Origin of the sequence: Lonepinella sp. MS14436, assembly GCF_042470565.1 — a bacterium.
Taxonomy (GTDB): Bacteria; Pseudomonadota; Gammaproteobacteria; order Enterobacterales; family Pasteurellaceae; genus Lonepinella.
In genome coordinates this window covers 805,653-824,089 of the sequence record NZ_CP170385.1, presented here as the reverse complement: position 1 = coordinate 824,089, position 18,437 = coordinate 805,653, and the positions used below count along the sequence as shown (strand labels likewise).

Sequence of the window (18,437 nt, the reverse complement as noted above, 5' to 3'; positions counted from 1 at the left end):
ATGACATACCATTATATTATGGTAAAAGTAAAAACCCGTATCAAGGAATTGATACGGGTTTTTAAAATTTGGTGGAGATAATCGGGATCGAACCGACGACCTCTTGAATGCCATTCAAGCGCTCTCCCAACTGAGCTATATCCCCGAAAGTGGCGTTATGATAAATTCCGCCACGTGTTATGTCAATAGAAAATTAACCTTTATTTTGAATAAATTCAATCGCTTTTTGAATTCTGGCTAAAGTGCGGTCTTTTCCGACAAGTTTTGCTGTAATATCCATCGATGGTGACTGCCCTGAACCAGTGACCGCTAAACGGAATGGCATACCCACTTTACCCATACCGATGTCTAATTCTGTTGCCGTGTCATTCATTGCTTGATGGATATTTTCCACTGTCCAATTCTCTGGAATAGAAAGTGCGGTTAATTTTTCCAATAATTTTGTTAACGGCACAATCGCTTCTGGTTTAAAGTTTTTTGCCACTGCTTTTTCATCATAGCTGTCAAATTCTTGATAAAAATAACGACTTTGTGCGGCTAATTCTTTTAACGTTTTCGCCCGCTCACCTAATACAGGAACAAGCTCGGCTAAGGCTACGCCATTTTCATAAGGAATACCTTGATCTTTCATGTGCCATGCAAGATGTTTTGCCACATAATTAGGATCTAAACTACGAATATAATGCTGATTTAACCATTGCAATTTTTCTGTATTAAAAGCACTAGCGGATTTACTGACCGAATGAAGATCGAATAATTCGATCATTTCTTCACGTGAAAAAATTTCTTGATCACCATGTCCCCAACCTAAACGCACTAAATAGTTAATTAATGCTTCGGGTAAATAGCCATCATCACGATATTGCATCACACTCACCGCACCATGACGTTTAGACAATTTTTGACCGTCATCACCATTAATCATGGAAACATGAGCATAGGTCGGCACGGGGGCATTTAAGGCTTTTAAGATATTAATTTGACGTGGTGTATTGTTAATATGATCTTCACCACGAACTACGTGGGTAATTCCCATATCCCAGTCATCGACTACTACACAGAAATTATAAGTTGGTGAACCGTCTGTGCGGCGAATAATCAAGTCGTCTAACTCGCTATTACTAATTTCAATACGACCACGCACCGCATCATCAAAAATCACTGACCCCTCTTGTGGATTTTTAAAACGAATCACATGCGGTTCATCTGGGGAATGGCTATAATCATGCAAACAATGACGATCATACTTGGCTTTTTCCTTGTTGTTTTCTTGCTGAGTACGTAATTCATCTAAACGTTCTTTTGAACAATAACAACGGTAAGCCGTCCCCTCTTCTAACATCTGATCAATCACTTGATTGTAACGGTCAAAACGTTTAGTTTGGAAGTAAGGACCATGATCCCAAGCTAAATTTAACCATTCCATCCCCTCTAAAATAGCTTGTGTTGCCTCTGGGGTTGAACGTTCTAAATCGGTATCTTCAATACGTAACACAAATTCACCGTCATTATGTTTAGCATATAACCATGAATAAAGTGCTGTTCTCGCCCCGCCTACATGTAAATAGCCTGTTGGACTGGGTGCAAAACGAGTACGAACTTTTACATTAGGATCTAAAGGAAATAAATTTTCAATCTTCATTTGTTGACCTTTCTTATTCTTATAAAATTTGCGGACTATTGTACCTTCTTTTCTTATTTTGCTTAACTGAATTTTTGGTTTTATGGCTATTTTTAAGACAATTAAACCATTTTTTGCATAAATAGATTGACTGAAATTCAAGAATACTTATAATGCAATCCACAACGCAAATAGCGAAGCAAGGGCGATTAGCTCAGTTGGGAGAGCACCTCCCTTACAAGGAGGGGGTCACTGGTTCGAGACCGGTATCGCCCACCACTTTTCAACTACTTAAAATAGTGATTAGTACCTTGCTTTCGTTTATGTGTTCTCCTGTTGTTTAAGTGGGCGATTAGCTCAGTTGGGAGAGCACCTCCCTTACAAGGAGGGGGTCACTGGTTCGAGACCGGTATCGCCCACCACTTAAACAAACCAATCTACAAACAGACTTTTATAGCTGTTATCGTAGGGCGATTAGCTCAGTTGGGAGAGCACCTCCCTTACAAGGAGGGGGTCACTGGTTCGAGACCGGTATCGCCCACCACTTTCTTTGCTAAATATAATTCACAATATGTTAATGAGAATAATTTTATTATTTTTGTATAAAATGATAAAGTATGCCCCATGTTATATTTTATGGTAATTTCCAATGAATAAACCCGTGAAAAATGAAAATCTAATTGTAATAACAAATGGCTTACTCCGTTTAACTGGCAATGTTGTAAAAATATTGAGCTATCCATTCCATTTTATCTTTCCTAAAAAGCGATTTACTATTCCAGAATTTAGCCCTGCTAAAATTCATGCTAAAAATTCACAAAAAATTAACCGCACTATTTGGCAAACGAACTACAGCAATCAAGTTGCTTTGCCCATTTATTGTAATTATCTGGTAAATCGTTTACTTTCTCGTGATTATGATTATCGTTATGTGAGTACCGAAGCTCGAGAAGAATATATCAAAACTCACGCCGATGAACGAACTTTCAATGCTTATAGCAAACTAACAGATGGTGCCGCTCAAGCCGATTTTTGGCGAATTTTTACGCTATATAACGAAGGTGGTGTATATATGGATATTGATGGTCATTTGGTCTGGAACTTAGCTAATATTATTGATGAAACAGATAGCGAAGTTTTAATCACTCGCCGTGACAAATACACCAATTTTTTTATGGCGAGTGAAAAAGGTAATCCTTTTTTGAAAAATACTTTAAACATCATTATTGATAATATTGAACAACGGAGAACTGACGGTGGTGTATTTTCTTTAACGGGTCCAACTTGCCTAAATCAAGCATTAGAAGGTAAAACAGTTAACACCAGACGAGATAAGATTACCTGTGCTCAAGGAACATTTTCTAATGAATATTTCCAATATATGGATAAAAAATTGGGTAAATGGAACCACACTAAAAATGAGAATTTACTCAAATAAAAATATCTATAATAAAAATTTTACTAAGGATTGGTAATGAACAAAAACACCTTTATTGTCGGCTTTATGCTTTTTGCTATCTTTTTTGGTGCTGGCAATTTAATTTTTCCCCCAAAGTTAGGTTTAGAAAGTGGTGAACATATTTGGTTTGGTGCTTTAGGTTTTATTGTTACAGGGGTTGGATTACCTCTATTAGGCATTATTGTCAGTGCATTTTATGCTGGGGGGTATAACAAAGCACTCAAGCAGATACACCCTTGGTTTTCCTTGCTTTTTTTGAGTGCGATTTATCTTAGTATTGGTCCTTTTTTAGCCATTCCACGTACGGCGGCAACTTCATTTGAAATTGCTATACAGCCTTTTTTACAGGGTGAAACACAAATTCCACAACTTATTTTCACCGCACTTTTTTTTATTTTATCCCTATGGTTAGCATTAAGCCCGTCCAAAATGGTTGAACGTGTTGGATCTATTTTAACTCCCGCCCTACTAATATCCATTGCTGCTCTTGTTATTAAAGCAGTTTTAGCCTTATCTGATATAGATTATGTACCTGCCACCACTACTGAACCGATGTTTTTTAAAGGTTTTGTTTCGGGCTATTTAACGATGGATGCTTTGGCATCCGTGGCGTTCTCAATGATCGTTATCTCTGCCATTAAATCAAAAGGTGTCAATCAAAAACAACTTGCTCAACAAACCATCTATGCAGGGATTATTGCCGCTACGGCATTAGCTTTTATTTATTTTTCATTAGCTTGGATTGGTAGTAAATCCCATCTCAGTGAGCAAACCCTAGCTTATGTGCAAGCAAGAAATCTCGATATGGGAACCTATCTACTCAACAATATCGCCCAGCAAACCTTTGGTGAACTAGGTCGCATTATTTTAGGTATTATTGTTACCCTTGCTTGTTTAACCACTTCTATCGGCTTAATTGTATCCGTCAGTGAATATTTTTATGAAATTTACCATAAAATCTCTTATAAAATTTATGCGTTATTCTTCACGCTGATTAGCTTTATTATTGCTAACCAAGGATTAAATGCCGTTCTGAGTAAATCAGTCCCTGTGTTATTAGTACTATATCCGATTGCTATCACCGTGATTTTATTAATGGCAATAAATATTTTCATAAAACTGCCTTTACTCGCTCAACGCTGGTCTATCGGCTTAGTTGCCATTATTTCATTTTGCTCGGTCTTAGAACTTAACTTTACAACACAATTACCATTGAAAACTTATTCAATGGAATGGGTAATTTTTGCGATTGTAGGTTTTGTGATTGGATATATATTGGATACTATATTAAGCAGAAAGCTATAGCTTCGATTAATTTCTAGCCAAACTCTAATTCCACCGAACTTTGCCCCAGCATTTCCACTAATGCGGTTAATAAATCATCATTAGGTTGAATACGCCATTGCACACCTAATTTAAGCAACGCTCTCCCCTGCGGACTATCATAATAAATATGAATCGGGATCGTGCCACCACTATAAGGTTCGATCACTGTTTTAAATTGCTTAACAAACTGCGGTGTAATTTGTTCAGGTTTTAAAATAATGGCAAGACTTTTTACATAACGGCTGCGAGCTTCATCAAGGCTCATTAATTCACGCACCGACATTCGTAGCCCTTGGGTATATTCATCTTCACTCACTTGCCCTGATACAATGACAATATTATCTGGTTGTAAATGCTCACCGTATTTTTCTAACGTATCAGAAAATAAGGTAATATCCAATTTACCTGAACGATCATCAAGGGTGGCAATACCGAGTCGATTTCCTTTTTTCGTTACCGCAAAACGAGAAGATATAATTAAACCACAAGCTGTACTCACTGCCCCACGTTGATTTGGTACCAGATCTTTTAAACGATGACGACAATAATGCCCAAGTTCTTTTAAATAACGACTAATCGGGTGGCTGGTTAAATACAGTCCTAAGGTTTCTCGCTCACCATCTAAAATCTGTTTTTCTGTCCAAGGTGGGGTGTTAGCATATTTACGTTCTACGTCTTCATGGCTTTCGGTTAATACACCAAACATATCCACTTGCCCGATTTCTTCATCTTTGGCAAACTGATTTGATGATTGCAGTGCATCTTCTAAATTTTTGGCAAGTGCCGCACGGTGAGGTCCTAATTTATCAAAAGCCCCTGATTTAATCAGGCTTTCAAAGGTACGGCGATTAACTTGTTTGAGATCCACTCTGGCACATAAATCAAATAGATCTTTGAAAATACCGCCTTTTTCTCGAGCTGAAACTAAGGCATCAATCGGAGCTTCGCCTACCCCTTTAATCGCCCCAATACCATAAACAATTTCACCCTGTTCATTGACACTAAAATGATGCTTACCCGTATTAATATCTGGCGGTGTAACTTTTAACCCCATACGTAAACATTCATCATACAACCCCACGATTTTATCGGTGTTATCCATTTCTGAGGTCATCACCGCCGCCATAAACTCGGCTGGAAAATGAGCTTTTAGCCATAAGGTTTGATAAGACACCAACGCATAGGCTGCCGAGTGCGATTTATTAAAACCATAGCCAGCAAATTTTTCCACCAAGTCGAAAATTTTCATTGCCAACTCGCCATCTACGCCGTTTTTAATCGCCCCAGCTTCAAACACCGAACGCTGTTTTGCCATTTCTTCGGGCTTTTTCTTCCCCATGGCTCGGCGTAATAAGTCCGCACCACCCAGCGTATAACCTGCCAAGGCTTGTGCGATTTGCATGACCTGTTCTTGATAGACGATAACGCCGTAAGTGGGTTCTAAAATCGGTTTAAGGCAATCGTGTTGATATTGCGAATCAGGGTAAGACACTTCTTCTCGCCCATGTTTACGGTCAATAAAGTTTTGCACCATGCCTGATTCCAACGGACCGGGACGGAACAATGCCACCAACGCAATAATATCTTCAAAACAGTCTGGTTGCAGGCGTTTAATCAAATCTTTCATCCCACGCGATTCTAACTGGAACACCGCCGTGGTTTCCGCCGCCAACAAAATTTTAAACGCATCAGGATCATCAAGTGGAATACTTTCAATGCGGACTGGCGGTTTATTCTCTTTTACCATACGAGCATTAATCATATCCAATGCCCATTTAATAATGGTCAGTGTGCGTAAGCCTAAAAAGTCGAATTTCACCAGCCCGGCATATTCCACATCATTTTTATCAAAATGGGTGACGGGGTGCAAACCCTCACTGTCGCAATACAACGGCGAAAAGTCGGTAATCAAGGTCGGTGAAATCACCACGCCACCTGCGTGCTTACCTGCATTTCGGGTTACGCCCTCGAGCTTGCGAGCCATATCAATTAAGGCTTTGACTTCCTCGTCCGCCTCATAAATTTCGGGCAATTTCGGTTCGGCTTCAAAGGCTTTAGCAAGAGTCATACCGGGATCGGGTGGCACTAATTTGGAAATACGATCCACGAAACCGTAAGGGTGTCCCAACACACGCCCCACATCACGAATAACCGCTTTTGCCGCCATAGTACCAAAGGTAATAATCTGCGACACAGCCCCCCGTCCGTACATTTCTGCCACGTGATCAATCACCCGATCTCGCCCGTCCATACAGAAATCCACGTCAAAGTCAGGCATCGACACCCGTTCAGGATTTAAAAAACGTTCAAACAGCAAATCAAACGCCAGTGGATCAAGATCAGTGATTTTTAACGCATACGCCACCAAGGATCCTGCCCCTGAACCACGCCCTGGTCCGACTGGAATACCGTTATCTTTAGACCACTGAATAAATTCCATCACGATTAAGAAATAGCCAGGGAAACCCATTTGGTTAATTACGTCCAGTTCCACCTGTAAGCGTTCATCATATTTTGGACGTTTTTCTAACCGCACTTTTTCATCAGGAAACAAAAATGCCAGCCGTTCTTCCAATCCCTCTTTGGCTTTTTTCACCAAAAAATCTTCCGTACTCAACTCACCCGTTGGAAACTGCGGTAAAAAATATTCACCTAATCGAATGGTGACATTACAGCGTTGTGCAATGAGTAAGGTATTTTCCAACGCAGAGGGAATATCTGCAAACAGATCGCACATTTCCTGTTCAGAACGGAAATATTGTTGATTAGTATAAAGTTTTGGGCGTTTCGGATCGTCCAAGGTATAACCGTCATGAATCGCCACCCGAATTTCGTGGGCTTCAAAATCATCTGCTTTTAAAAAGCACACATCATTCACGGCAACCACAGGCAACTGATATTGCCGAGCTAAATCTAATGCAGCACGAATATAGCGTTCTTCTTCATTATGCCCTGTGCGAGCCAGACTTAAATAAAAATGGTTCGGGAAAAATTGTTGATAAAATTTCACCGCACTTTCCACATCGGCTTGATTATCTTTCAATAATTTCAAGCCAATATCACCCTTGCGACCACCCGACAGCACAATCACACCGTCATTATGTTCGGTCAACCATGCTTGATCAATATAAGGCAAATCATCATAACCACGCTGATAAGCCTTTGATAATAAAAGGGTAATATTTTTATAGCCATCATTGTTCTTAGCCAACAAAGTTAATTCAAAGTATTCATCGCCACAAAGCTCACTTCTCACCAACACATCCGCCCCAATAATCGGCTTAATCCCCACCCCTAAAGCCTCGCCATAAAATTTCACCAACCCACAAAAATTAGCAAAATCCGTCAATGCCATTGCCACCATATTTTCAGCAACACAGGCTTTTACCAAAGGCTTCACTTTGGCAATACCGTCAATCATCGAAAAATCACTATGGGTACGCAGATGAACAAAACGTGGCTCAGAACATGGGGTTGACATGGGTTATCCTTTATTGCTAATTATGAATTATAAATTATTTAAATATTGGTTTATTGTTTTTAATCAAGCCATTAAACTTACCATTACTATACTCGCTATAAAAATAATCAATATTTAGCACAATACTAACAAAATCTAAATCATCTATCTGGCTAAATTTATCTGTATTTAAGCCAGTATCTAACACAAAAGTATAACTATCAAAATCATAAATTTGCTGGTTTACTTGTGGATTAGTTAAATTATCCATGATATGCCCACATTTTGCTAATAAACAAATATATTGAAAATCTTTATCTATATACATAGTTTTATTATCAGGGTGAGCCATTGCATAATGTTGATTAGGGGTAAGTGCAATTAAATTTTCTAAATGAGCGGCAATGGTTGGAAAATCCGATTGTGGGAAAATATGGTGCATTTGCGTGGCTTTAATTCCCTGTTCAGTTTGTTGCCATACTTCGGATAAGCCATTGCGGAAGCGGTCATTAAAGTTTCTAATATCTTTTTTGGCTTTTTGTACCAAATATGCACTGTATCCGCTTTCTACTGGAATATTGCCTGCATACTCTTGGCGTGGAATATGCTTTTCCTTGCCAGCTAAATCATCTCGCCAGTTGGTCCGGTTATATTGAATATCTTGCATGGTAATAATTTTATTAGATATTCTTCCTTTTTCTGTACCGTACTTTTTAAATTTGAAAGCTAGTGGATTGACGATTTTGGTAAATATCCGCCCACATTCAACTTCGGTATTGATTGCAGTATGTTCAATAGTAAAGTCAATAAAGACTTTGCGAACTTGGGCGTAAGCGTCTTTGTTTTGGATTTGAAAAAATTGATTAAATGCTGTGTCTAAGCCACTGTCTGCCAGCACTTTTTGAATATAGCTAATTAAAAAATTTAGGGTGTTGGTTGGTTTTAAGGCGATATGTTCCAATAGTGCTAAGTTGTTGATTTTATATTGATAGCGTGAACCGATTTTTTCTGCACGCAAAATTCGGCTATATGACAATAATTTAATCGGTTGTGAAAAATATTTGTCATATTCATTTTGTGATTGTTGGCTTGGGTCAGGTTTTGAAAACATGGCTTGCACATTTTCAATCGCATAATCGCTTAGCCATATATCTTTGACAGTGAAAGATTTATTTGTATCATGTTGCGTAAACTCTAAAATACAGTCAGCAATAATGTTTACTACATCATGGGTGCATTTTTGGTCAATCCAGCGTGCGTCCTTTGATTTTCTAATATCAAAATCAAATTGACTAAAAAATTGCTCAATATTTTCACTACGCATTTTATGCTCCCATTTCTACACGATTTATGCCAAACCAAAAAACACTATGACTATCAATGTTTAATGATCGTGTTTGATAATTTCTAGCTATTTTATAAAATTGTCTAAATTCATCACTAGCAAAATAATTTAACTGTTTATGATTTAAAACCATTTTTTGCTTAGGAATTAAAATAGCAACCGAACCATTAACAACAACGCCTTTGGGCTTTGGCATTACTCGTGGGTTGTAGGTCATGTTTGGGGTTAAATAAACATCATCTCGGTCTAAATAACTGTAAACACTCAAATTTTTCAATTTATCTATGTTAATAAAGGCATCATAATCGGTTATATCTACGATGTTTTCGCCTGTATTATCAATATTTCGTGATTTTAAGACACGCACGCAATCATCATTTTTTTGTGAATGCGTAACACTATTTGTAATTTGTCTATCACGAAAAACGGTGAATAAATCAAAGGTTAATTGCTCAAAAACCTTGTCAAATTCTGTATTGCGATAAATGACCCAATAGGGCAAGTTATCATCAAAAATATAGTTAGCTGATTGATAAATCAGTTCTTTTTTGGGTAAAGAATGAATTTTGATTTTATCTTGTGTGCCAGTGCTTTTGACTAAAATATTGACGGTTTCAATCAACACTCCTTTAAAGCCTAACTCGCCAAAATCCAAAATATGTTGTACATTGCATTGTTTTATTTTCTCTCGTGTTTGTTGATACTCTGGCGTATTGAGAATATTTTTAGGCATAATAAGCGAAACATATTCGGCTTCGCTTAATGCTTTTTCTAAAAATAAGCCAGCTAAATTTTTTAAATCCTTGCTAAATGAATAACATTGCTTGTACTTGCTCAATATTTTTTGATTTAGCTTAGTAAATGGCGGATTGCCAATAATCAAGTCTATGTTTTGATTAGGATAAAAATAAATAAAATCATCACACACAAACTCTATTTCAAAGTTAGCAGGAATACGCTCTTTGTTAAACAAAAAGCCCAAAATATCCAAAATATGGTGATTGATGTCAATAGCGATAATTTTAACTTTCTTTTTGTATTTGTATTTTTCAAATAGGCAATGCAGAAAATTTCCAGCACCCACAGACGGTTCAATAATGGTTATTTCTTCTTTATCATCAAAGCTAGGCAAATTATCGGCGATATGTTGAATAATAAAATCGTTGGTATAGTAAGCGGAATGGTTTTCACGTTCAACATTTGCCAGCTCAATAATTCTTGCTATATCTTGCTTGCCTAAATCTTGATAATTGTTCAAGATGAAATTATGCAAGTTTTTGGGAATATTGAGTTGTTGCTGTGCAATAAGTTGGTAAATATCCTTTTCAGTCATTACTCATACCTATTTGTGTTTTTATATTGTTGGCAATGCGTTCAAAAATAATGGTCGGCACAGCTTCACCGATACTTTGGCGAATATTCATTTCTGTTTTTTTGGAATGCTTGCGTTTATTATCCAAAGATAAAGCGTTCAATTCTGCCAATGAATTATTGCTCCATTGAAAGCTTGCAGGAATATTCATTAAAATCATCAATTCACGAATAGAAAACACCCTGTCATCAATAGGGTGAACGGTATTTTGGCTGGCTAATTGATCGTTGCGTGTATGAATACAAGGGGCGACTTTGTCGTAATATTGGCGTGTGTATTTATCACCATTTTTAGAATGGTTTAATACGATTTTGCCGTTTACGATTTTATGCGGTTGTTTGTGTAAGTCCGCATTATCAAAAGCACTTTGCCCTTGTTTTATGTCTTTTATCCACGCTCGCATATGTTCAGGGTAAATTCTAAAACTATGATAAAAATCATCAGCATCATATTCGCCCCAATCTAAGGATTTCATTTTGCCGATGAGTTCAAATAATGTTTTTTCGTTTTCTGCTTTGGGGAATAAATGTTCAGGGTCAATGTCCAATTCTTTACTTACACCTATAACCAAAGTTCTCGTGCGAGATGAATTAGCTCCGTGATTTTTAAAGTTAATAATTTTGTGTGCAATACGATAATTTAAGCCTAATTCATTAACAATTAAATCGCCAATCGCCACAACTTCGCCTTGTTGATTAACACAACCTGTTTTTAAAAAGGCTTGCACATTTTCTAAAACAAAAAAGCGTGGTTGAATAGTTTTAATTAAATCAATGCTTTCTACCACTAAGCTATTGCGTTTGATTTCATCATCGGCTTTTTTATGATTAGCCACACTCATGCCTTGACAAGGAGGAGTAGCCACAAGTACATCTACACGATCATTGCCTAATTCATGCCAACGTTGAATTTCAGTGTAAATTTGTTGTTTGGTTTTAGCTTGGATAATGTCACCACAAATATAGCCTGTTTCATATTGGCATTTGTGATTGAGTTTTTGAATACTTAAACGGCGTGCGATGATTTCATTGGTAGCAATACATTCAAATTGATTGAGTTTAAAGCCATAACAACCCACTCCCGCAGATGAAAACAGACTGATGTAGGTTAGTTTATTGTCCTTTGTCATGGGTTTATCTCTATCATTGAAGTGCGGAAAAGGAGAAAAAATTATAACAAACCCCACCGATACTTTAAAGACTTAAATATTATAAAATCAAGTTTTCAGTGTTATAAAAAGAAAGAGAATAAAACCAACTCAAGTCAAGCTATCTCAAACTATGATTAAGCTTATTTATTCCGCCTTTTTCTCAATCTTCCGCAAGAACAAAAAAAATCCGTACGTGAAGTGATTATGGCAATGCACAAAGCATATCGGGCAAAGTAAAGCGATCTATTTAGCTCTAATTTTAGTAAAAATTTTTGCACCGCTTGAAAAACCTATGCAACAGGGATTATAATGTAATCACTTTATGTAATTACATTCTTGAATAATTATTAAGGAATAAATTATGCCGACTATCCAAACAAAGCCTTTTGTTGCTGGTAATAGCCAAGCGATTCGTTTACCCAAAGACTTCGCTTATCCCGACAATACGCCGTTAATTTTAACCAAACACAACGGTGTTATCACAATACGACCCATAGAAAATTTATCTGCTGTACCTGAAATTTTTGCTCAAATTGGGAAACAAATGGGTGAATTTGAACGCATTGAATTAGATGAAACGGAGCGAAATTGGTAATGAAATTTTTACTTGATACCAATATCTGCATTTATTTGCTCAAACATCAACCCCAGTCAGTTATTGATAAATTTACTGCTTGTAAGGTGGGCGATGTCGGGATTAGTAGTATCACGTGGGCAGAACTGTTGCGTGGTTGCGATGTATATCAACCCAAATCTGTTTTTGATAAGTTACGAGCTTTAGTACCAGTGGTCGATTTTGATGAAAAAGCCGCAGTATGTTTTGCTCAAATTCTTAAAGATTATCCACATAAACCCAAATTTGACACGTTGATTGCTGCTCATGCCAAAAGCCTTGATGTCGTTTTGGTTAGTAATAATACCCAAGATTTTGAACATTTTAATGTGAAATTAGAAAATTGGGTAACCATGAATTAAAAGCCGTATTCCATCTCCATTTTTCTTAGGGTGAAATAAAATAGCCTAATAAATAGGCTATTTTTTGTATTTTCAAGAAAAGCAGATCGAAGAACTAATCCTCCCCCCAAACCTCTCTCGCAATCTCTTCTACATGTCGCACTTTCGCCCATTGCTGTGCTTCGGTCATCACGTTACCTTCTTCAGTGGATGCAAAACCACATTGTGGGCTTAAGCAAAGTTGCTCCAAGGGCACATATTTTGCGGCTTCCGCAATGCGAGCTTTGATTTGAGCTTTATCTTCTAGCTCTGGGAATTTTGAACTAATCAAGCCTAACACCACACGCCCTTTATTACCTGCGAAGTGTTTTAACGGTTCAAAACCGCCTGAACGTTCATCATCATATTCTAAAAAATAACCGTCATAATTGGTTTGAGCAAATAAACCATCGGCTATCGGATCGTACGCCCCTGTTAATAAATAAGAGGATTTATAGTTGCCACGGCAAACGTGCGTAGTAATCGTCATATCCGCTGGTTTATCGGCAAGAATAGCTTGAATATTAGCGACCGCTTGGGCTTTATCTGCTGCAAAACTCGGTTGATCATGGTTATTACACAACGATCCCCAATACACATCATCAATTTGTAAATAACGGCAACCTGCATCATAAAAGGCTTGAATCGCATCTTTATAGGCTTGTTGCACGTCTTTGGCAAATTCCTCACGGGTCGCATAAATGCCGTGATCCCATTGAATGGGATACATTAATTGGTTCGGACTCGGAATCGTAAATTTTGCCACGGCACGACCGCCCACAATGGCATTAAATTTTTTGAAATGGGCTAAGAATGGGTGATTGACATTCCAAGACACTTTTCCACAACAGCGAGTATTATAAGGTCGCACCGCTACCCCTTTAAACGCATAGGCTTTTTCTGGCACATAGCCTTCAATGCCATTTAGATTTTCTAAGAAATCAATATGCCACCAAGAACGGTGATATTCACCGTCCGTGACCACTTGAATCCCTGCATCTAATTGAGCTTGCACTAATTTTTTTACTTCCTGTTCAACGATTTCATCACGCTGTTCAAGAGAAATTTTACCCGCTTTAAAATCAGCGTGAGCTTGTTTCCACGCATCTGAACGTAAATAAGATCCCACGGTATCGGCGTGCAATGGTAATGTTTTGTTTGTCATAATCTGTCCTTTTTCATGGTAATAAATTTAGTTTCATTATTTGTTTATATTCATCAAGTGTTTTTATATGATCTAGAAATAAATTATGTAATATTTCATCTTTTTGATTATTTAGCTGATAATGATAAAACCATTGGTAATAATTTATCCCCTGTTGTTTAAATTTATTCATTGCATTTTCCACATTGAGAATAAATCCATTCTTTTCTGCCAACTGACGTATAAACTCATTTTGCGTTCTGCCATTCCCCTCTCTAAAAGCATGAATATCATTAATAAACAAATAAATATCACACAACTCTTTAGCAAAAACCAGTTTATCTTTAATGCCCGAAAGATAATTTTTTGATTTGATATAATGATTGAAATGAGCAATGTGATAAGGCAGTTCTGTGTAGTCAAGAAACATTGAATTTTTATTACCTTGATAATACACTTCACCCTGAATCGTTTTTCCCATATTGGCTTGTCTTAGCTCACCAGCAAAAGGGTAAATATTACCAAATAGTGCCTGATGAATAGCTATAATATGTTCAAAGTCATAGGTTTTATTGACATTAATCGCTTTAGCATAATTTAACAAGACTAGCCGTTGTTCGTAAGCACTTAATTTTTTACTATTCGTAATATTTAGGAAATTTTTTAATACTTTTGTACCAGGAATATAATATTGATTAAAACGTTCTTCATTATCATCACTTATATTTTTAAAGGATAAATAGCTATCATTCATAGTATTCCCGTTTTAACTAAATGATGATATTCTATTTGCTTATTATTCACTGCGACAAAATCAACTTCCGATAGACCATCTGCTCGTTGCATATTATTAAATGCAGTTTCACTATCCACCTTATTTAATATCGCATAAATGGCATAATTTTTCTCATCTTCGGAATAGTGGCATTGCTCATACATACCAAATAAAATACCTGCCAGTTGCGTACGATACAAATAATCTTTTTCTTCAGCAGTCAAACTATTCTCAACACTGGTATTTTGCATATAAGAATAATACGGACTATTTTTGTTTAATTCATAATATTTCATCTGTAATCCTTACTGTTTAATGACCGTTTAAGTTTCAAATATTATACCTTAAATCCACATAAATCACACGACTAACTTTCCGCAATCGCACAGGCACAAGCATAAGCCGAACTCCATGCCCATTGGAAATTATAACCGCCGAGCCAGCCTGTTACGTCCAACACTTCGCCGATAAAATACAGCCCTTGCACATGATTTGCTTGCATGGTTTTAGATGAAATAAATTGTGTGTCCACCCCACCTAACGTTACTTCTGCCGTACGATAACCCTCTGTGCCATTGGGTTGAAATTGCCATTGATGGATTAATTCGCTCAATACGTTAAAATCGACTTTGCTGAGTTGGGCAAGGGCTTTATTGCCGATAGCCAAGCGTTGATATTCAATCCATAAATCGATTAATCGCTTAGGCAATAGCTGACTTAAGGCTGTTTTTAACAGCATATTTGGCGAAGTTGCTTTGAGTTCCGTAATAAAATCAACAATAGACTGGTTTGGTAGTAAATCAATCCTGATGCTTGCATTCGGTTGCCAATAATTGGAAATCTGCAAAATAGCAGGTCCTGACAGTCCACGGTGAGTAAATAGCATATCGCCCCGAAACGCTTGATTGCCAACACTCACATTCACATCAAGCGAAATACCCGAAAGTGCGGTGAAAATTTTGTCATTTTCTAAATAAGTAAAGGGTACAAGGCTGGCTCTTGGCGGAATGATTGAAATTCTGAATTGTTCAGCAATTTTATAACCAAAAGGCGATGCCCCTAAGGCAGGCATGGAAAGCCCACCTGTGGCAATCACTAAATTTTGGCACGTCCAATCAATACCGTTAGCTCGCACGTTAAAGCGAACGTTCGGATCATTTTCTATGGGTTCTACGCTATCAATTTGCTGGCGTAACTGGATATTCACTTTCGCCTTTTTGCAACGATCTTCGAGTAAATCCACAATATCTTGTGCCGAATTGTCGCAAAAAAGCTGTCCATCGGCTTTTTCGTGATAGGCAATGCCACGTTCCACTACTAAAGCAATAAAATCCCATTGGGTAAATCTTGCCAAAGCAGATTTTACAAAATGAGGATTTTGCGAAAGATAATGGCTCGGGTGAATGTCTAAATTAGTAAAATTACAAAAACCACCCCCTGACATCAAAATCTTGCGACCAATTTTTTTACCGCTGTCTAAAATCATCACATTTTGACCGCACTTTCCGATTAAACTGGCACAAAACAAACCAGCGGCACCTGCTCCGATGATGATGGTTTGGTGGTGGTTATTCATAACTATTTTTGACTCTTATACCCAAACTGGAACCTTGTCCACCGCTGATATTCTTCCCCCGCTTTCAGCATTCCGCCATATTGCCACCATTCTGGGTGATTTGGGGTATCTGGTAAGGCTTGGGTTTCAAGAGCAATTCCCGTGTAATCAGTATATTCACTACCAGAACGAGTCGGCGTGCCTTGGAGATAATTGCCTGTGTAAACCTGTAATGCAGGTTGATTAGTGCTAACGGTTAAACTTAAAGATCGATCAGGTGCAGTTAAAATAGCACAGGTTTTTTCTCGTTGTTGATCTAACAGAAAAGCGTGGTCATAACCTTTGGTGAGCTGTTGTTCAGCTTGTAAAAAATCCTGTTTAATAGCTTTTGCTTGGCGAAAATCAAAGCTGCTATTTTGGACGGATTTTAAGGGAGCATTGGGAATACCTTGGCTATCGACAGGTAAAAATTGTTCAGCATTTAGTTGTAAAAAATGCTCACGAATATCACTACCATTTTCAGCGTTATTCAAATTAAAATAAGCATGATTGGTTAAACTTAACGGTGTATCTCTATCTGAAACTGCTTTAAATTCAACCAGTAAAGCATTATTTTCAGTTAAGCGATAAATGGTTTGCACCTTGACTTTGCCTAAAAAACCTTGCTCACCGTCAGATGAAATTAATGAAAAAATCACAAAATTTTCACCGCACTTTTCGCCTGTTTGCTCGATTTTCCAACGTTGTTTATCAAAGCCAATTAAACCACCATGTAACTGGTGTTCATTTTGATTAGCGGTTAATTTGATGGTTTTACCTTGATATTCAAATTGACTATTGGCAATTCGGTTGGCATAACGCCCGATGGTTGCCCCTAAATAAACACCTTGTTTAGCATAATCTGCTAATTGACAACCCAATAACACTTCACGTTTTTCGTTTCCTACTGGCACGATACAAGACACCCAAGTTGCTCCCCAGTCAATAAATTGCACTTGCATTCCCTGCTGATTGGTTAGCGTTACTAATTGTAATGCTTGATTATCGAGAGCAACCACATTTGTGGTTTGAACCGTTACGCACATACGTTTACTCCTTGTGATGCGGTACACACATAAAAATCTTCTTTAATACCCGTTTGTTTTTGATAATTATCGGCAATCAGTTGACGTACAGCATCCACTTTTTCCACGGGAGCCACTACTACAATACAACCACCAAAACCACCACCTGTCATTCTCGCCCCTCCGCTGTTACCCACAGCAACTTGAGCTAATTCGACTAAATAATCAATTTCAGGCGTAGTGATCTCAAAATCATCACGCATGGAATCGTGAGATTGTACCATTAATTTGCCTAAGGTTGAAATATCCCCTTGATTTAAGGCTTGCACCGCATCTAGCACACGTTGATTTTCGGTGACAATATGTCTGGCACGTTTTGCCGTATCTTGATCAAAGGCGGTGAGTTCCGCTTCTCGTTGTTTAAACTGTTCAATCGACACATCTCGCAAGGCTTTCACCCCGAAAAATTCGGCGGCTCGTTCACATTGCTGACGGCGAGTATTGTATTCACCCGTGACTAAATCATGTTTCACATGGGAATTCACGATCATCACCGCAATATTTTCTGGCACAGGCACAGAAATGGTTGCAAGGCTACGGCAATCGATCATCAGTAAATGATCTTGTTCGCCTAAGGCTGAAATAAGCTGATCCATATTGCCACAATTTGCCCCGACAAATTTGTTTTCTGCCATTTGTCCGATTAACGCAATTTGGGTATTGGTTAAAGGTAAATCACCAAGCTGCTGACAGAACTTTCCAACAGCCACTTCTAATGCAGCAGAAGAACTTAGCCCCGCAGATAACGGCACATTACCCGTGATGACTAAATCAGCCCCTTGCTTGAAATCAGGGCAATGTTGCTGAATAAACTTCACCACCCCACGCACATAACCCGTCCATTTTTTGTTAGCCACTGGGGTAATTTCGGTGGTTAATGAAAATTGATCGGTATCCTCTAAATCGGCGGCATAAACATTAAAAATATGATCATCTCGTTTTGCTCCACTCACTGCCGTACCATAATTAATCGCACAAGGCATCACAAAGCCATCATTGTAATCGGTATGTTCGCCGATAATGTTCACTCGCCCCGGAGCATACACATTTAATTCGGAAGTGAGGTGAAATTTTTGCTCAAATAATTGTTTAGCTTGTTGTAAAGGGGTCATG

The 18,437-nt window shown here is 37.9% G+C and carries 15 protein-coding genes and 4 tRNA genes; 7 read left to right on the top strand and 12 right to left on the bottom strand.

Going from position 1 to position 18,437, the window contains the following annotated elements:
- Positions 1-69: 69 nt before the first annotated feature.
- Positions 70-145 (bottom strand) — tRNA-Ala (locus tag O1Q81_RS03965).
- 48 nt (positions 146-193) lie between these two features.
- Positions 194-1,642, bottom strand: a complete 1,449-nt coding sequence (gene gltX, locus O1Q81_RS03960) for a glutamate--tRNA ligase (RefSeq protein ID WP_386698341.1) — start codon at positions 1,640-1,642, stop codon at positions 194-196.
- Positions 1,643-1,824: 182 nt separating this feature from the next.
- Between gltX and O1Q81_RS03955 the strand changes: the two genes are divergently transcribed.
- From O1Q81_RS03955 to brnQ, 5 genes are all read left to right on the top strand, one after another.
- Positions 1,825-1,900: transfer RNA gene (locus O1Q81_RS03955), tRNA-Val, on the top strand.
- Positions 1,901-1,967: 67 nt separating this feature from the next.
- A tRNA-Val gene (locus O1Q81_RS03950) sits at positions 1,968-2,043 on the top strand.
- A 46-nt stretch (positions 2,044-2,089) separates the two neighbouring features.
- Positions 2,090-2,165: transfer RNA gene (locus tag O1Q81_RS03945), tRNA-Val, on the top strand.
- 105 nt (positions 2,166-2,270) lie between these two features.
- Positions 2,271-3,059: a glycosyltransferase family 32 protein gene (locus tag O1Q81_RS03940; protein WP_386689657.1), complete on the top strand. Its 789-nt coding sequence runs from the start codon at positions 2,271-2,273 to the stop codon at positions 3,057-3,059.
- Positions 3,060-3,095: 36 nt separating this feature from the next.
- The gene (brnQ, locus tag O1Q81_RS03935) at positions 3,096-4,385 is read left to right on the top strand and encodes a branched-chain amino acid transport system II carrier protein (RefSeq protein WP_386689655.1); all 1,290 of its coding nucleotides are present in this window, start codon (positions 3,096-3,098) and stop codon (positions 4,383-4,385) included.
- Between the two features lie 13 nt (positions 4,386-4,398).
- On the opposite strand, the gene dnaE is transcribed toward brnQ, so the two are convergent.
- From dnaE to O1Q81_RS03915, 4 genes are read right to left on the bottom strand one after another with little or no spacing between them, the layout of a single operon-like run.
- Complete coding sequence (dnaE, locus tag O1Q81_RS03930) at positions 4,399-7,887, bottom strand: DNA polymerase III subunit alpha (protein ID WP_386689652.1); 3,489 nt, start codon at positions 7,885-7,887, stop codon at positions 4,399-4,401.
- 34 nt (positions 7,888-7,921) lie between these two features.
- Positions 7,922-9,190, bottom strand: a complete 1,269-nt coding sequence (locus O1Q81_RS03925; protein WP_386698340.1) for a hypothetical protein — start codon at positions 9,188-9,190, stop codon at positions 7,922-7,924.
- 1 nt (position 9,191) lies between these two features.
- Positions 9,192-10,544 carry an Eco57I restriction-modification methylase domain-containing protein gene (locus O1Q81_RS03920; RefSeq protein ID WP_386698338.1) on the bottom strand — a complete coding sequence of 451 codons (1,353 nt, stop codon included), beginning with the start codon at positions 10,542-10,544 and terminating at the stop codon, positions 9,192-9,194.
- Positions 10,537-11,712 (bottom strand): DNA cytosine methyltransferase, encoded by a 1,176-nt coding sequence (locus O1Q81_RS03915; protein WP_386698336.1) that lies wholly within the window; start codon positions 11,710-11,712, stop codon positions 10,537-10,539. Before O1Q81_RS03915 ends, O1Q81_RS03920 begins: the two co-directional genes overlap by 8 nt.
- Positions 11,713-12,094: 382 nt before the next feature.
- Here O1Q81_RS03915 and O1Q81_RS03910 point away from each other — a divergent pair, with 382 nt between their 5' ends.
- Together O1Q81_RS03910 and O1Q81_RS03905 are read left to right on the top strand one after the other, a co-directional pair.
- A complete protein-coding gene (locus O1Q81_RS03910; RefSeq protein ID WP_386698334.1) occupies positions 12,095-12,328 on the top strand; it encodes an antitoxin in 234 nt (77 codons plus the stop codon).
- Positions 12,328-12,708 carry a type II toxin-antitoxin system VapC family toxin gene (locus O1Q81_RS03905; RefSeq protein WP_386689635.1) on the top strand — a complete coding sequence of 127 codons (381 nt, stop codon included), beginning with the start codon at positions 12,328-12,330 and terminating at the stop codon, positions 12,706-12,708. Before O1Q81_RS03910 ends, O1Q81_RS03905 begins: the two co-directional genes overlap by 1 nt.
- A 94-nt stretch (positions 12,709-12,802) precedes the next feature.
- Here the strand turns inward: O1Q81_RS03905 and O1Q81_RS03900 are convergent, their stop codons facing one another.
- The 6 genes from O1Q81_RS03900 to galK all read right to left on the bottom strand — a co-directional run bounded on the left by O1Q81_RS03900 (position 12,803) and on the right by galK (position 18,436).
- Positions 12,803-13,891 carry a 5-methyltetrahydropteroyltriglutamate--homocysteine S-methyltransferase gene (locus tag O1Q81_RS03900; protein WP_386698332.1) on the bottom strand — a complete coding sequence of 363 codons (1,089 nt, stop codon included), beginning with the start codon at positions 13,889-13,891 and terminating at the stop codon, positions 12,803-12,805.
- 13 nt (positions 13,892-13,904) lie between these two features.
- Positions 13,905-14,624 carry a Fic/DOC family protein gene (locus tag O1Q81_RS03895; RefSeq protein ID WP_386698330.1) on the bottom strand — a complete coding sequence of 240 codons (720 nt, stop codon included), beginning with the start codon at positions 14,622-14,624 and terminating at the stop codon, positions 13,905-13,907.
- A complete protein-coding gene (locus O1Q81_RS03890) occupies positions 14,621-14,941 on the bottom strand; it encodes a hypothetical protein (RefSeq protein WP_386698328.1) in 321 nt (106 codons plus the stop codon). Before O1Q81_RS03890 ends, O1Q81_RS03895 begins: the two co-directional genes overlap by 4 nt.
- 71 nt (positions 14,942-15,012) lie before the next feature.
- Positions 15,013-16,221 carry an NAD(P)/FAD-dependent oxidoreductase gene (locus O1Q81_RS03885; RefSeq protein WP_386698327.1) on the bottom strand — a complete coding sequence of 403 codons (1,209 nt, stop codon included), beginning with the start codon at positions 16,219-16,221 and terminating at the stop codon, positions 15,013-15,015.
- 2 nt (positions 16,222-16,223) lie between these two features.
- Positions 16,224-17,285, bottom strand: a complete 1,062-nt coding sequence (gene galM, locus O1Q81_RS03880; RefSeq protein ID WP_386698326.1) for a galactose-1-epimerase — start codon at positions 17,283-17,285, stop codon at positions 16,224-16,226.
- Positions 17,276-18,436: a galactokinase gene (gene galK / locus O1Q81_RS03875; protein ID WP_386698324.1), complete on the bottom strand. Its 1,161-nt coding sequence runs from the start codon at positions 18,434-18,436 to the stop codon at positions 17,276-17,278. Before galK ends, galM begins: the two co-directional genes overlap by 10 nt.
- Position 18,437: the final 1 nt, after the last annotated feature.

Coding starts and splice junctions, on each gene's coding strand:
- brnQ (WP_386689655.1), top strand. CDS start 3,096: ATGAACAAAAACACCTTTATTGTCGGCTTTATGCTTTTTGCTATCTTT.
- O1Q81_RS03925 (WP_386698340.1), bottom strand. CDS start 9,190: ATGCGTAGTGAAAATATTGAGCAATTTTTTAGTCAATTTGATTTTGAT.
- galM (WP_386698326.1), bottom strand. CDS start 17,285: ATGTGCGTAACGGTTCAAACCACAAATGTGGTTGCTCTCGATAATCAA.
- O1Q81_RS03890 (WP_386698328.1), bottom strand. CDS start 14,941: ATGAAATATTATGAATTAAACAAAAATAGTCCGTATTATTCTTATATG.
- O1Q81_RS03940 (WP_386689657.1), top strand. CDS start 2,271: ATGAATAAACCCGTGAAAAATGAAAATCTAATTGTAATAACAAATGGC.
- O1Q81_RS03900 (WP_386698332.1), bottom strand. CDS start 13,891: ATGACAAACAAAACATTACCATTGCACGCCGATACCGTGGGATCTTAT.
- O1Q81_RS03905 (WP_386689635.1), top strand. CDS start 12,328: ATGAAATTTTTACTTGATACCAATATCTGCATTTATTTGCTCAAACAT.
- galK (WP_386698324.1), bottom strand. CDS start 18,436: ATGACCCCTTTACAACAAGCTAAACAATTATTTGAGCAAAAATTTCAC.
- O1Q81_RS03920 (WP_386698338.1), bottom strand. CDS start 10,544: ATGACTGAAAAGGATATTTACCAACTTATTGCACAGCAACAACTCAAT.
- dnaE (WP_386689652.1), bottom strand. CDS start 7,887: ATGTCAACCCCATGTTCTGAGCCACGTTTTGTTCATCTGCGTACCCAT.
- O1Q81_RS03895 (WP_386698330.1), bottom strand. CDS start 14,624: ATGAATGATAGCTATTTATCCTTTAAAAATATAAGTGATGATAATGAA.
- O1Q81_RS03910 (WP_386698334.1), top strand. CDS start 12,095: ATGCCGACTATCCAAACAAAGCCTTTTGTTGCTGGTAATAGCCAAGCG.
- O1Q81_RS03915 (WP_386698336.1), bottom strand. CDS start 11,712: ATGACAAAGGACAATAAACTAACCTACATCAGTCTGTTTTCATCTGCG.
- O1Q81_RS03885 (WP_386698327.1), bottom strand. CDS start 16,221: ATGAATAACCACCACCAAACCATCATCATCGGAGCAGGTGCCGCTGGT.
- gltX (WP_386698341.1), bottom strand. CDS start 1,642: ATGAAGATTGAAAATTTATTTCCTTTAGATCCTAATGTAAAAGTTCGT.